This window comes from Candidatus Sodalis pierantonius str. SOPE (assembly GCF_000517405.1).
Classification (GTDB): Bacteria; Pseudomonadota; Gammaproteobacteria; order Enterobacterales; family Enterobacteriaceae; genus Sodalis_C; species Sodalis_C pierantonii.
This window is the reverse complement of sequence record NZ_CP006568.1, coordinates 2298565-2311200: the sequence shown is the minus strand read 5'-3', so window position 1 is coordinate 2311200 and position 12636 is coordinate 2298565. Positions and strand designations below refer to the sequence as shown.

The 12636-nt window shown below is 54.9% G+C and carries 10 protein-coding genes and 6 pseudogenes; 7 read left to right on the top strand and 9 right to left on the bottom strand.

Features of this window, described 5'->3' with window-relative positions; translation table 11 throughout:
* Positions 1 to 95: 95 nt before the first annotated feature.
* Positions 96 to 1304, bottom strand: a pseudogene (locus SOPEG_RS11810) (IS256-like element ISSoEn2 family transposase).
* 53 nt (positions 1305 to 1357) lie between these two features.
* A pseudogene (locus SOPEG_RS11805) lies at positions 1358 to 2128 on the bottom strand (IS5 family transposase); the annotation flags it as partial.
* Positions 2129 to 2154: 26 nt separating this feature from the next.
* Between SOPEG_RS11805 and SOPEG_RS28280 the strand changes: the two are divergent.
* Genes SOPEG_RS28280 through SOPEG_RS11790 form a run of 5 tightly spaced genes read left to right on the top strand, consistent with a single transcriptional unit; the run spans position 2155 to position 3950 of the window.
* Entirely contained in the window at positions 2155 to 2319 is a 165-nt protein-coding gene (locus SOPEG_RS28280; RefSeq protein ID WP_158382388.1) for a hypothetical protein, read from the top strand.
* 21 nt (positions 2320 to 2340) lie between these two features.
* Positions 2341 to 2862 (top strand): 3'-5' exonuclease, encoded by a 522-nt coding sequence (locus SOPEG_RS11800; RefSeq protein ID WP_051419652.1) that lies wholly within the window; start codon positions 2341 to 2343, stop codon positions 2860 to 2862.
* Entirely contained in the window at positions 2760 to 3071 is a 312-nt protein-coding gene (locus SOPEG_RS30880; RefSeq protein ID WP_081742986.1) for a 3'-5' exoribonuclease domain-containing protein, read from the top strand. Before SOPEG_RS11800 ends, SOPEG_RS30880 begins: the two co-directional genes overlap by 103 nt.
* Positions 3055 to 3450: a gp16 family protein gene (locus tag SOPEG_RS11795; protein WP_051420005.1), complete on the top strand. Its 396-nt coding sequence runs from the start codon at positions 3055 to 3057 to the stop codon at positions 3448 to 3450. Before SOPEG_RS30880 ends, SOPEG_RS11795 begins: the two co-directional genes overlap by 17 nt.
* Entirely contained in the window at positions 3450 to 3950 is a 501-nt protein-coding gene (locus tag SOPEG_RS11790; protein WP_335333605.1) for a hypothetical protein, read from the top strand. The genes SOPEG_RS11795 and SOPEG_RS11790 overlap by 1 nt, the downstream gene beginning before the upstream one ends.
* A 208-nt stretch (positions 3951 to 4158) precedes the next feature.
* Here SOPEG_RS11790 and istB read toward each other — a convergent pair.
* Positions 4159 to 4908: pseudogene (gene istB / locus SOPEG_RS26335) on the bottom strand (IS21-like element ISSoEn3 family helper ATPase IstB).
* A gap of 11 nt (positions 4909 to 4919) precedes the next feature.
* Positions 4920 to 6470: pseudogene (gene istA / locus SOPEG_RS11775) on the bottom strand (IS21 family transposase).
* Between the two features lie 163 nt (positions 6471 to 6633).
* Here istA and SOPEG_RS27500 point away from each other — a divergent pair.
* Together SOPEG_RS27500 and SOPEG_RS24720 are read left to right on the top strand one after the other, a co-directional pair.
* Positions 6634 to 7655, top strand: a pseudogene (locus tag SOPEG_RS27500) (IS256-like element ISSoEn2 family transposase); the annotation flags it as partial.
* 167 nt (positions 7656 to 7822) lie between these two features.
* Positions 7823 to 9033: pseudogene (locus SOPEG_RS24720) on the top strand (IS256 family transposase).
* Positions 9034 to 9202: 169 nt separating this feature from the next.
* Here SOPEG_RS24720 and SOPEG_RS11750 read toward each other — a convergent pair.
* From SOPEG_RS11750 to SOPEG_RS27495, 5 genes are all read right to left on the bottom strand, one after another.
* Positions 9203 to 10129 (bottom strand): Rpn family recombination-promoting nuclease/putative transposase, encoded by a 927-nt coding sequence (locus SOPEG_RS11750; protein ID WP_025245487.1) that lies wholly within the window; start codon positions 10127 to 10129, stop codon positions 9203 to 9205.
* A complete protein-coding gene (locus SOPEG_RS24715; RefSeq protein ID WP_025245486.1) occupies positions 10126 to 10689 on the bottom strand; it encodes a ProQ/FINO family protein in 564 nt (187 codons plus the stop codon). Before SOPEG_RS24715 ends, SOPEG_RS11750 begins: the two co-directional genes overlap by 4 nt.
* 99 nt (positions 10690 to 10788) lie before the next feature.
* Entirely contained in the window at positions 10789 to 11421 is a 633-nt protein-coding gene (locus SOPEG_RS11740) for a helix-turn-helix transcriptional regulator (protein WP_025245485.1), read from the bottom strand.
* On the bottom strand, positions 11418 to 12197 hold the full coding sequence (locus tag SOPEG_RS29540; RefSeq protein WP_025245484.1) for a leucine-rich repeat domain-containing protein: 780 nt from the start codon (positions 12195 to 12197) through the stop codon (positions 11418 to 11420). Before SOPEG_RS29540 ends, SOPEG_RS11740 begins: the two co-directional genes overlap by 4 nt.
* Positions 12194 to 12529 carry an ANR family transcriptional regulator gene (locus tag SOPEG_RS27495; protein WP_148297063.1) on the bottom strand — a complete coding sequence of 112 codons (336 nt, stop codon included), beginning with the start codon at positions 12527 to 12529 and terminating at the stop codon, positions 12194 to 12196. Before SOPEG_RS27495 ends, SOPEG_RS29540 begins: the two co-directional genes overlap by 4 nt.
* Between the last annotated feature and the right edge of the window lie 107 nt (positions 12530 to 12636).

Sequence of the window (12636 nt, the reverse complement as noted above, 5' to 3'; positions counted from 1 at the left end):
AACTGCCCTGTTTTTGTTGTTTTTTGTGTTGAGATAGGTGATCTTATTTCCTAATTTACCTGACCCTGTACACGATTCTGTGTAAATGCCTTTTCTCAGAAGTGACCGTCCAGGCGGTCACCGAACTCGATAATAAAGCGGCTCATTGCCATGCGCCAGTCCCTCAAAGGCATTGTCCATTTCTGTGAGGCCGCCTGTATCGCCAGCCACACCACCTTTTTCACTGCGTCGTCGGTCGGGAACACCTTGCGCTTTTTGATGGCATACCGGATCACGCTGTTTAACGACTCGATGGCGTTGGTCGTGTAGATCACCTTGCGGATGTCCGTTGGGTAGGCAAAGAACGTGGCCAGATTGGCCCAGTTTGCCTGCCAGCTTCGACTTATTTGCGGGTAGCGGATGTCCCAGGCACTGGAGAACGCTTCCAGCGCCTGCAAGCCGGCTTCTTCCGTAGGGGCCTGATAGATAGCTTTCAGGTCGCGGGTGACGGCCTTGTAGTCCTTCCAGGAGACGAACCGCAGGCTGTTGCGCACCATATGCACGATACACAGCTGGAGCCGCGCCTCCGGATACACCGCGTTAATAGCGTCAGGGAAACCTTTCAGCCCGTCTACGCAGGCGATAAGGATATCGTTCAGGCCGCGGTTTTTCAGCTCTGTCAGCACGTTCAGCCAGAACTTTGCGCCTTCATTTTCGGCCAGCCACATACCTAGCAACTCTTTCTGGCCTTCGATGTTGATGCCCAGCGCCAGGAACACAGATTTGTTGATGATGCGGCTGTCCTGCCGGACTTTTAGAACGATACAGTCAAGATAAACAATGGGATAGACTGCATCCAGAGGCCGGTTTTGCCATTCGACAACCTGCTCCATGACCGCATCGGTGACCTTTGAGACCAGCGCCGGCGAGACATCGGCGTCATACAGCTCTTTGAACGCGGCGGCGATCTCGCGGGTGGTCATCCCTTTGGCGTACAACGATAAAATCTGGTTATCCATCCCGGTAATCCGGGTCTGGTTCTTCTTCACCAGTTGCGGTTCAAAGGAACCGTCACGATCGCGCGGAGTACGCAGCGCCAGCGGGTCATCGCCAGTGGTAACGGTTTTTGTGGAATAGCCGTTGCGGGCGTTGGTCCCCGGTTTAGGCTAATTTTTATCGTAGCCGAGGTGATGGGTCATTTCGGCATTGAGAGCTGCTTCGACGCTGATTTTTTTCAGCAGCCGATCGAAGTGACTGAGATCTTCAGGGGTTTTGAGATTTTTGGCCAGTTCGTTAGCCAGAGCCTGCAACTGTTTTTCGTCCATAAATTAACCTGTTTTTGATGTTGGATTGAACATATCAAAATCAGGCAAATACACAAATTTCTAAACAGGCTCCCTACTTTCTTTTTCCAGGTATCGTTATTGCCGCTCAGATGCTGATTTGCCACCGCATGGTTACGCTTATGGTATCGAGCTGGCCAATATTGCGCACCACTTCGCGGTGGGATAAGCGGCTTTATTTTTTTCCTCAGCAGAGCATCATGACAGTAACGCGTATCGTAAGCACTGTCAGCCGACGCTTCCCTGATTTTCCGGTGGGTTTGGTTAATCAGCCCGGGCAGCGCCTGCGCATCTGTCGTACCGCTTAGCGATAAATCGGCACAGATAATTTCATGTGTCGCGCTATCTACTGCCAGATGAAGCTTGCGCCATACTCTGCGCCTCTCAGCCCCATGCTGCCTGACTTTCCATTCGCCTTCGCCGAAGATTTTCAGGCCGGTGCCATCGATGACCAGGTGTGAGATTTCGCCGCGGGTTGGCGTTTTTATGCTGATGTCGACGGTTTTTGCTCGCCGGCTGACCAGAGAGTAATCTGGGCAGCGCAGCGACAGCCCCATCAGTTTAAAAATCGCGTCAACGAAACCCTGTAACGCCCGGAGCGAAAGGTTAAACACGCGCTTTATCATCAGAACCGTGGTAATGGCCATATCGGTGTAGTGAAGCGGCCGGCCACGATGTTCAGGTGGTGTACTCTCAGTCCATGCAGCAATGGCTGACTCATCAAGCCGTACTGTCAGGTCTCCCCGCTGCCTGAGCGCATTGTTGTATGCGGGCCAGTTGGTGATTTTAAACTTTTGCTTTGCCATGGGGACCTGATGTTAAAACGAATGTAGTGATCAGAGCCGCCAGTCACCTAAAAGTTCGATTTATTCAACAAAGCCTCGTCCCGCTGCCCTTCAGCCTGCGTTTTTATGACGCGCGGCAATGCATGATTTATTCAGATGCTATTCGGCAGCAAATGAAACAGGCGGTCATGCTTTATAAAAAACAGCATTGAGGAAAAATCATGAACAGACCCATGAATAACGTGATGCTCGATATCGAAACGCTGGGTAAAAAAGCCGGTTGCCCGATATTGTCGGTGGCGGCGGTGATGTTTGAGCCGGCAACGGGGCTGGTTGGACAGACGTTTTATGCGCGTATCGATTATCAGGCCGCAATCCAATACGGCCAGCCAGAGGAAGAGACCCTGCTGTGGTGGCAAAAACAGAGCGATGACGCCCGTCACGAAGCCTTTGGCGGTAAGGCGCGTCCCGATGTTGTGGCGCGCGCCTTGCGGACGTTCATCTCCACCCACTGCGCCAAGCCCTGTGTGCCCTGGAGTAACGGCGCGGTATTCGATATTGCCCTGCTGCAAAGCTGGTTCGACCGCGTTGACCCGCAAAAAGACGACAGGGCAATGACCGCTACCCCTGGTCATTCAGGGATGTCGCCGACCTGCGCACCCTGGTACGGCTGTCAGGCATTGATGTGCGCGCTATCCCGTTTGACGGGGAAAAGCATCATGCGCTGGCCGATGCGCTGCACCAGGTCAAGATAGCGCATGCCGCCTGGCAACGATTATTTCCTGATGAGGGCACGTCTTATGCGTCAGTAACCGAATACCAACTAGCCCAATGCCAGCGCGCCTTGACCGCACTGGGGTTATTGCCCCCAGTGTCTTTCTTCAGTGAGAGGGAGAGGCATTCGCCGGGACACCATCATCATGCGGTTAACCTTCGGAGTGATGCTCATGAAAAATCTGATTAAAATTGTGCACACGGGTAAAAATACACTCGGCTGGGATGAAGAGACCTACCGGGGCGTCCTGCTGCGCGAGACCGGTAAGCAAAGCGCCAAGGAGTGTACTGCCGCCGAGCTGGCGCGGGTGGTGCGCTATATGCGCCGTCAGGGCTTTACCTCGTTACCCAAACAGGGCCGCAAGCCGCGTGTGGCGGCAGGACGTCAGGGGATGCTCAGCAAAATTGAGGCGCTGCTCGCCAGCGCCGGGCGGCCCTGGGGCTACCTCGATGGCATGATTGCGCGTATGCTGGGCGGAAAAAAGCCCGTAGAATGGCTCGATGATGCGCAGGTGTGCCGGCTGATGCAAATGCTGATTATGGACGCCAAACGGCACGGGAGGCTGTGATGCAACCGTCGCTGCAGCCGGATTACGCTGAGGTGCAGGCATTGCTGCCAGAGTCGGTGCAGCAGATTGCCGGCCTGATAGGCTTCCCAGCCACCGAGTCGCTTATTCGCCATTTCGGCGGGGTGCCGTTTCGCATCGGCAAGGGGTTGCGTGGCGCGGGGGAGCGACGCATTGTCCTGCTGCAAGACGTCCTGACGCCCTCGCAGGTGGCGCTGCTGATGCGCCATTTTGGCGGCGAGGAGCTGTATATCCCCCGCTGTGACATGGCCTGGCGTAACCGCTGCTTCCTGGCTGAGCTGGACCGGCTGCGGGCGCAGGGGGGAGTCCACCACCATGGCCCTGACGCTATTGTGCCCGCGCTATGGCATCGCCGCGACCCGCGCCCGCGAACTGGTGCGCCAGCGTCAGGCGGGACCACCGCCCGAGCAACCCACCCTGTTCTGAGTATTACCCTCTACGCCCCCGTTACCGGCACCGCCGGCCGCCTTTCGCCACAATAGCCTCATGTTCTGCATGAGGTTTTTTTATGTCCCGCGTCATTCATCGCATCATCATTCACTGCGCCGCCACGCCCAATGGCCGACGCCTTGCAGATTCCGACGTATCCGATCAGCTGTTCCGGCGACATCCGATCAGTTATTCCGATATTTTCCGATCACCCATTCCAGTGATATTCGATCACGTGTTCGCTCATCTTCTGACTCGGGTTTAGTCTATTTTTCCTGTGCTGGCTACTCCTTGCTCTTTGCGTAGTGATTCGCCTTTAAGTTCCAGTCTATAGCTGGGGTGTACTAACCGATCGAGTAACGCGTCAGCTGTCGTGGGGTTTTCTATCAGTCCATACCATTTTTTCACCGGCAGTTGACTGATCAGGATGCTGCTGCTTTTGTCGTAGCGATCTTCCATCACCTCCAACAGCATCGTTGCCTGCATCGGACTTATTGATTCTAGGCCCACGTCGTCCAAGATCAGTAACTCTATTTTTTCTAACTACTTAAGCTGTTTTAGATAGGTCCCGTCTACCTGACACTGGTGAAGATGGGCCAGCAACCGACCCACTCGCCAGTAACGCACGCTATATTGCTGCCGGCATGCCTGCTCACCAAGCGCACAACTGAGCCAGGTTTTGCCCGTACCTGTCGGCCCCGTGATGAGTATGCTTTTCTGATATTTCAGATATTGTCCCCCTAGCAGATCTCGCATCTGCTCCGGTGTCACTCCTCGGCTAGGGATATAACGGATATCTTCCGGTTTTGCCTGCAAGCGCATTTGCAATTGCCGTCGCAGACGGCATATATGGTTGTTTTTTCTATGCAAATTTTCCTCTTCTACCATTAGCGACAACCGCTCCTCGAACCCCAGCTCCCCATAACTCCTCGGGAGTTCGCGTTGCGTCTCCAACGCCTGGACCATTGCCGACAACTTCAGCTCTCGCAGAGCCATTAACAGTGTATCCATATTTATTCTCCTTAGTGATAACTGTCCGGACTTCGGAGGTTTTCGTGAACCAGCATTGATACGCCGGCTCCGTCCTGGGTGACCTCACTTTCACGACCGTGTTTCAATACGTTGGCTATGAAAGAGCGGTTAATGCACCCTTTCTCCAACGCCAGCGCGCAGGCCTTCTCCAGTCGCGTCGTCTCATAGCGCCGTTGCAGATTGAGTAGCCCCAGCACGGAGCGGTAAGCCTGCTCCGGATGGGCTTTGCTCTTTTGGATGGACTCGACCACTTTCAGTGTGCACACACCCACCGACAGCGCCCAACTGCACAGCCTTTCCGGCGTCCACTGACTCTGCCCCTTATGGTTAGCCGGCATGTGCGCCGCCTGAGTCGTGTGCCTATAGGCGTTATCGCTGCGAGGGTGCGTAGCCACGCAGACGCCCTTATGGTGGATTTGCACCAGCCGTTGGGTGGCGATGACGTCAACGCGCTCGCCAACCAGCGGATGTGGCACCGAGTACCAGTTTTTGCCGTAGTTTATGTGGTAATCAGGTCCCACTCGGGCAACGAGATACTCACTGTATTCCCATTGTGTGGGCGGTAGAGGCCCAAGAACCGGTTTGTCCAGCTGCTCGAAGCGTTCAAGGCGACTTTGTCCGCCGTAATGACGCATCGGGCGCAGATTCAACTCATGATTGAGTTCTCGTATCACCTGGTTGAGTTCGGCCAGTGAGTAGAACCTACGTTTACGCAACCGGGCCAAAACCCAGCGTTCTACCAGCTGCACAGTTGATTCTGCCTTCGCCTTGTCTTTCGGTTTTCTCGGGCGCGCCGGTAGCACCACTGTCTCATAGTGATTTGCCAGCGCCTGGTAGCTCTGGTTTATGACCGGCTCATAGCGGTCAGGGGTGCTGACAGCGCTGCGCAGATTATCAGGTATCATCAGCTCCGGAACCCCACCCATGAAGTGCAGGCAGCGGCTATTGGCGTTGAGCCACGATGCCATGTCCTGGCCTTCGCAGGCTTCGATATACGCATAGCCTGACACGCCCATGGCAGCGACGAAGATAGCGACCTGGCGTACGCTACCGGTCGCAGGGTTGACGATAGGTACGGTGGGGCCACAGAAATCGATGAAGAGCTTTTCGCCAGCCTTGTGCTCCATGCGCATGGAACGCCGCTACTTCTTTTTCCAGTCACGGAACAGTGCACAAAACTGTGAGTAACCGAGGGCATCACCGCCCACGGCGGACTGATATTCCATCCAGAGCAGCTGCTTGGTCATGTCCTTGCGGCTTAACTCGGTATCGATATCAAGCCAGCTGGGTAAGGTATTGATAACTTTTCCGGATTTGCCGGGATAGAGCAGGCGGTCGAGGTCGACGGGGGACAGTTCCGCCGGCAATGGCCAGACCAGGTTAGCTACCGTGAATCGGCCGAGGATATCGTGCACGGTAGTACAGCCTATGCCGAGCGCTGCTGCGATAGTGCGATTCGAGAGACGCTGCTCGAATTTCATACGTAATACATTAATATAGATGCACATTTCCGTTCTCGCTTTCTTCTTTTTACGTGCCATGCCCCCGGAAGCTAAAAGTCTCCAGAGTATGGCGGAACAGAAGATGAGCGATCGGACAGAATCGGAATCGCTGATCGGGCGACCGGAATCAGTGATCGGATGAAATCAGAATTAGTGATCGGGTGAAATCGGAATCAGTGATCGGATGTGACCGGAACCAGCATATTCCACAAAAACCGTTACCACTGGCGATGGCCCGCTGGCGCTGCGTACTCCGCGCGATCGTGACGGTTCCTTTGAACCGCAACTGGTGAAGAAGAACCAGACCCGGATTACCGGGATGGATAACCAGATTTTATCGTTGTACGCCAAAGGGATGACCACCCGCGAGATCGCCGCCGCGTTCCAAGAGCTGTATGACGCCGATGTCTCGCCGGCGCTGGTCTCAAAGGTCACCGATGCGGTCATGGAGCAGGTTGTCGAATGGCAAAACCGGCCTCTGGATGCAGTCTATCCCATTGTTTATCTTGACTGTATCGTTCTAAAAGTCCGGCAGGACAGCCGCATCATCAACAAATCTGTGTTCCTGGCGCTGGGCATCAACATCGAAGGCCAGAAAGAGTTGCTAGGTATGTGGCTGGCTGAAAATGAAGGCGCAAAGTTCTGGCTGAACGTGCTGACAGAGCTGAAAAACCGCGGCCTGAACGATATCCTTATCGTCTGCGTAGACGGGCTGAAAGGTTTTCCTGACGCTATTAACGCGGTGTATCCGGAGGCGCGGCTCCAGCTGTGTATCGTACATATGGTGCGCAACAGCCTGCGGTTCGTCTCCTGGAAGGACTACAAGGCCGTCACCCGCGACCTGAAAGCTCTATCTATCAGGCCCCTACGGAAGAAGCCGGCTTGCAGGCGCTGGAAGCGTTCTCCAGTGCCTGGGACATCCGCTACCCGCAAATAAGTCGAAGCTGGCAGGCAAACTGGGCCAATCTGGCCACGTTCTTTGCCTACCCAACGGACATCCGCAAGGTGATCTACACGACCAACGCCATCGAGTCGTTAAACAGCGTGATCCGGCATGCCATCAAAAAGCGCAAGGTGTTCCCGACCGACGACGCAGTGAAAAAGGTGGTGTGGCTGGCGATACAGGCGGCCTCACAGAAATGGACAATGCCTTTGAGGGACTGGCGCATGGCAATGAGCCGCTTTATTATCGAGTTCGGTGACCGCCTGGACGGTCACTTCTGAGAAAAGGCATTTACACAGAATCGTGTACAGGGTCTTTAGCACGGACATTTGCATGAGTGCCTTTTTCATCATCTAGAAGAGTCACTGTTATTTTAGAGCCTGTTTAGAAATTTGTGTATTTGCCTGATTTTGATATGTTCAATCCAACATCAAAAACAGGTTAATTTATGGACGAAAAACAGTTGCAGGCTCTGGCTAACGAACTGGCCAAAAATCTCAAAACCCCTGAAGATCTCAGTCACTTCGATCGGCTGCTGAAAAAAATTAGCGTCGAAGCAGCTCTCAATGCCGAAATGACCCATCACCTCGGCTACGATAAAAATCAGCCTAAACCGGGGACCAACGCCCGCAACGGCTATTCCACAAAAACCGTTACCACTGGCGATGGCCCGCTGGCGCTGCGTACTCCGCGCGATCGTGACGGTTCCTTTGAACCGCAACTGGTGAAGAAGAACCAGACCCGGATTACCGGGATGGATAACCAGATTTTATCGTTGTACGCCAAAGGGATGACCACCCACGAGATCGCCGCCTCGTTCAAAGAGCTGTATGACGCCGCTGTCTCGCCGGCGCTGGTCTCAAAGGTCACCGATGCGGTCATGGAGCAGGTTGTTGAATGGCAAAACCGGCCTCTGGATGCAGTCTATCCCATTGTTTATCTTGACTGTATCGTTCTAAAAGTCCGGCAGGACAGCCGCATCATCAACAAATCTGTGTTCCTGGCGCTGGGCATCAACATCGAAGGCCAGAAAGAGTTGCTAGGTATGTGGCTGGCCGAAAATGAAGGCGCAAAGTTCTGACTGAACGTGCTGACAGAGCTGAAAAACCGCGGCCTGAACGATATCCTTATCGCCTGCGTAGACGGGCTGAAAGGTTTCCCTGACGCTATTAACGCGGTGTATCCGGAGGCGCGGCTCCAGAGCTGTGTATCGTGCATATGGTGCGCAACAGCCTGCGGTTCGTCTCCTGGAAGGACTACAAGGCCGTCACCCGCGACCTGAAAGCTATCTATCAGGCCCCTACGGAAGAAGCCGGCTTGCAGGCGCTGGAAGCGTTCTCCAGTGCCTGGAACATCCGCTACCCGCAAATAAGTCGAAGCTGGCAGGCAAACTGGGCCAATCTGGCCACGTTCTTTGCCTACCCAACGGACATCCGCAAGGTGATCTACACGACCAACGCCATCGAGGCGTTAAACAGCGTGATCCGGCATGCCATCAAAAAGCGCAAGGTGTTCCCGACCGACGACGCAGTGAAAAAGGTGGTGTGGCTGGCGATACAGGCGGCCTCACAGAAATGGACAATGCCTTTGAGGGACTGGCGCATGGCAATGAGCCGCTTTATTATCGAGTTCGGTGAACGTCTGGACGGTCACTTCTGAGAAAAGGCATTTACACAGAATCCGGTACGGGCTCTTCATTGGGGAATCCCATCACTTAATTCACTGTTTTTTGCTAGCGCCTTTTACTGGATCACCTGTACCTTTGGAAATAGATTTTTCATTAAATGAACCACCTTCAGGCTGACGTAATCAGCCTGAATTACCTGGCTTACTGTATTAAATTATCCAATTCATGATCAGAAAGGCCGGTAGATATTTTAACAATGACACGGTCAACACCGTTACTGACAAGCTGTCGTGCAATTTTCATCGCAGCAGTATGCTCGCCTTGCTGCATGCCTTCCTCACGGCCAATCTGATAGCCTTCCTGTTTCCCTTCCTGCTTCAGAGCTTCGGCAATGGTCATAAGCGCCTCCTCGTGTTTCTCTGCCCGTTTGGCTATCTCGGTAATGAACGTGCGTGGCGAAGCCGCATTACCCTCCTGGATAAGATAGTTCATCATCGTGATGACCTGCGTATCCGTATAATAATTGTACGACAGCAGTTTAACAATACTGTCCAGCAACTCCGTCATATCCCGGCGGCGAATGTGCTTCTGGATGAGTTCAAGTAGCGCCATGCGTCGGTGCTGCATGATGGCATCATCACCGAGCGTGGTCACATCCGCCAATCGGAACGGCTGGCTGTAAATCTTCGCCGCGATATCAGGCCGTTCAAAACAATCCAGCCAGTTAGTGCTGTACGGATACGGGCTTTTTTCGCCGCAGTAGAACAGTACCGGAAAAACCAGAGGCAGTTTATCATGCCCGGCTTCCAGATGCCGCTGCATCGCCGCCATGCAATAGCGCATCAACCGCCAGGCCATCAGCTTGTCGGGGGTCGACTGGTGCTCTATCAAACAGTAGACATAGCCATCAGCCCCGTTGGCGTTCACCGAGTAGAGGATATCACTCTGGTAAGGCTTCATGTCCGAATCGATAAAGGAGCCGGACTCAGGCTTCAGGGTCTCCCAGTCACACAGCGCCTTGATATCATCAGGCAGCCAGATATCAAAAAAATCCTGCGCTGTGGCCTTGTCGTGAAGAAACTGCCTGAACACCGTATCATGGGGCGTCGGGGTAAATTTCTTGCTCATGGCGTTGGCTCTGCGCCCGATGGTTCCGCGGACTCTGTTTCTGCTTGCCATTTTTCCAGCTGCTTCAGGGCATGGGTCTGCTGCTCCTCGGTAATCTCACCACAAGGCTGCCCGCCAAGGTCAAACCGACTGCCACCGGCATGGACCGCTTGCTGATAGGCTGGCGTTTGCGTATAGAACATCAGCGCCGCGCTGGCTTTGGCGCGGATTAAATCCAGTTCACGCGCCTTGATATCCTTATAAATATCTGCCGCTATGCCAATTTTTAGCGGCTTCGGTTGTTCGAGGCTGAAGAGTTGCGGCCAATGTGCCACCAGACTGGCGATGGCCTCCTGACCCCGACGTAATTTTTTCGCCCGGTTCCGTGCGATACGCTCTTCCCGGCTCAGGGGCCTGGGCGGCGGCTGTTTCGGCTTTGGCTCCTTGACCGGCTTCGGTGCCTTGGCCTTGGGCGGCTTCGCCGGTTTTGGCGCCGGCGCGGGTTTATCGGCATGCTTCGGGTTCACATAGATTTTCGGCTTGCGCCTGATACTGAGCAGGGGCCGCTTGGGTTCGGTCATCGGTTTTGTTCTCTTGCTTGATGGTGCTTATGGGTATCATACCAGCAGGTCTGCCTCACCGCGAATACGCGGCCGCCAGCGGCGACCACGTACCGGGCACTACGGGTTAATGACATGACTGACGCGGGGTCGCCATTGTGGGGGAATGGCGTGCATAAGCCCATGCTGGCGACAATAGTCATCCAGCTGCCAGACATTGTGGATACCGAGCTTGAGGTAGATGTCCTGCAACCAGTTTTCTACCGTGCGATGCGATATCTGGAGCCGCAGCCCAATGCGCTTGCTGCTCAGGCGCTGCAACGACAAAAATATGATGCCCCGCTCCCTGTCGGTAAACCTGTCGTCGACGGGGCAGTCCTCCACCGGTCGGGGACACCCGCCTTCGAGATAGTCCGGTAGCGACAGGAACGGGAACGGCCGCGCGTGGCAAAAGCTGTCGTGACACACGCCGTCATCATCCACGTCGGGAAGAAAGCAGAACAGCCAGGGCTGCGTGATGCCGTGGGCGCCATAGGGCTGGCTGTTAAACACCCCAAGCGGTTGACGTTGCTGCCGTGCCTGGGCCTCCTGCGCCAAGAACAGCGACACCAGGGGAGAATCATTGCCGCATGCCCGTTCGTCGCACCTCAGCAGTCGTTGCATGGGGGCATTGGCAAACAGGGTGCCTGCGGCATCGGTGAAGACGCAGGGGGTCTGGCTGCGTCGCCAGAGCGCGGTGAGCGAGAGCGTCATAGGTTACCCTCCCGTCCGGCATTCAAACGCGCTGACAGCTCTGCCACGTATTCATGGGCCGCCTGCTGGAATAGGGTAGAGACACCAAGATGGTCAAACCCGGCAGCGGACGCCACATGCCGCCCGGCGAACACCCGGATTTCCCCGCACACCCAGACGGCAAAAACCTCAACACCCAGCGCGTCCACTGCCAGCGTGCCAGACACTGTCTCGTCTTGCGCTGCGGACAAAAAATAATCCTGCAGGATGGGGGCATCCGGCGTCAGTGAGGCAAGAGGGACCCGCCGCCACGCCAGCGGACTCGATATTTTTTCCACATCGAGCAGCAGCGGCCCGTCGATGCACCAGTCCTCCGGCAGTTCGGTCACGGCGGTATTACGAAGATTGAGGTAACCACCAACACTCAGCGTGGCAGGGAGTGCAGCAATGGGCGTACCTTCAAGGTCGAGGGCACCGCCCACTGCCAGATTGGCTGGCAGGGATAGCAGACGGGTATTCTCCAGCATGATGTCCAGCCCGACGCCAATATCGGCCGGCAACGAGGTTATCGGCGTATTACGCAGGTCGAGGCTGTTCATGATATTGAGCCCGGCCGGCAGTGCCGATAATCTGGCGCACTCGAGTGCTATCAATGACCCGATGATGGTCAGGTTATCCGGCAATGTAGCAATATCGCTGCCGGAGAGGTCGACATCGCCTTCGACAAGAAGATGACCACCCGAAAAGGGAATGACGACAAGACCCATACGATTAACAACGTCAAGGAAATCCGTCATGCGACACCCCCGTTTTTCACACGGGCAGGGCAAGCAGCCAGAAAACGACGGCGGGATTCACACACTCTGGCACGAAGGGCTGTCCAGTCACGATTTTCCTGTTGCACCGCCTGTTCGCTGGCCTGACGCCACAGGCTTTCCGCTTCATCAAAATGGCCATGACGCTCACACCGCGCAGCAGAGTCAGCAATATGCGCATAAAGGGAACGATTCATTGCGCACCTCCCAGGTTCAGGAGAGATTGACGCTGACGGGTGTTTAAATTGCGCAAACAGGGTAATTAACGGGCGGGACGCTTCAAATATGCGCACGCGGAAGGTAGACTTTTGCATAGTCCGACTCCTACTACACTAGGTTTTGGATTAGCTGCTGGTTCCGGTCACATCCGATCACTAATTCTGATTTCATCCGATCACTGATTCCGGTCGCCCGATCAGCG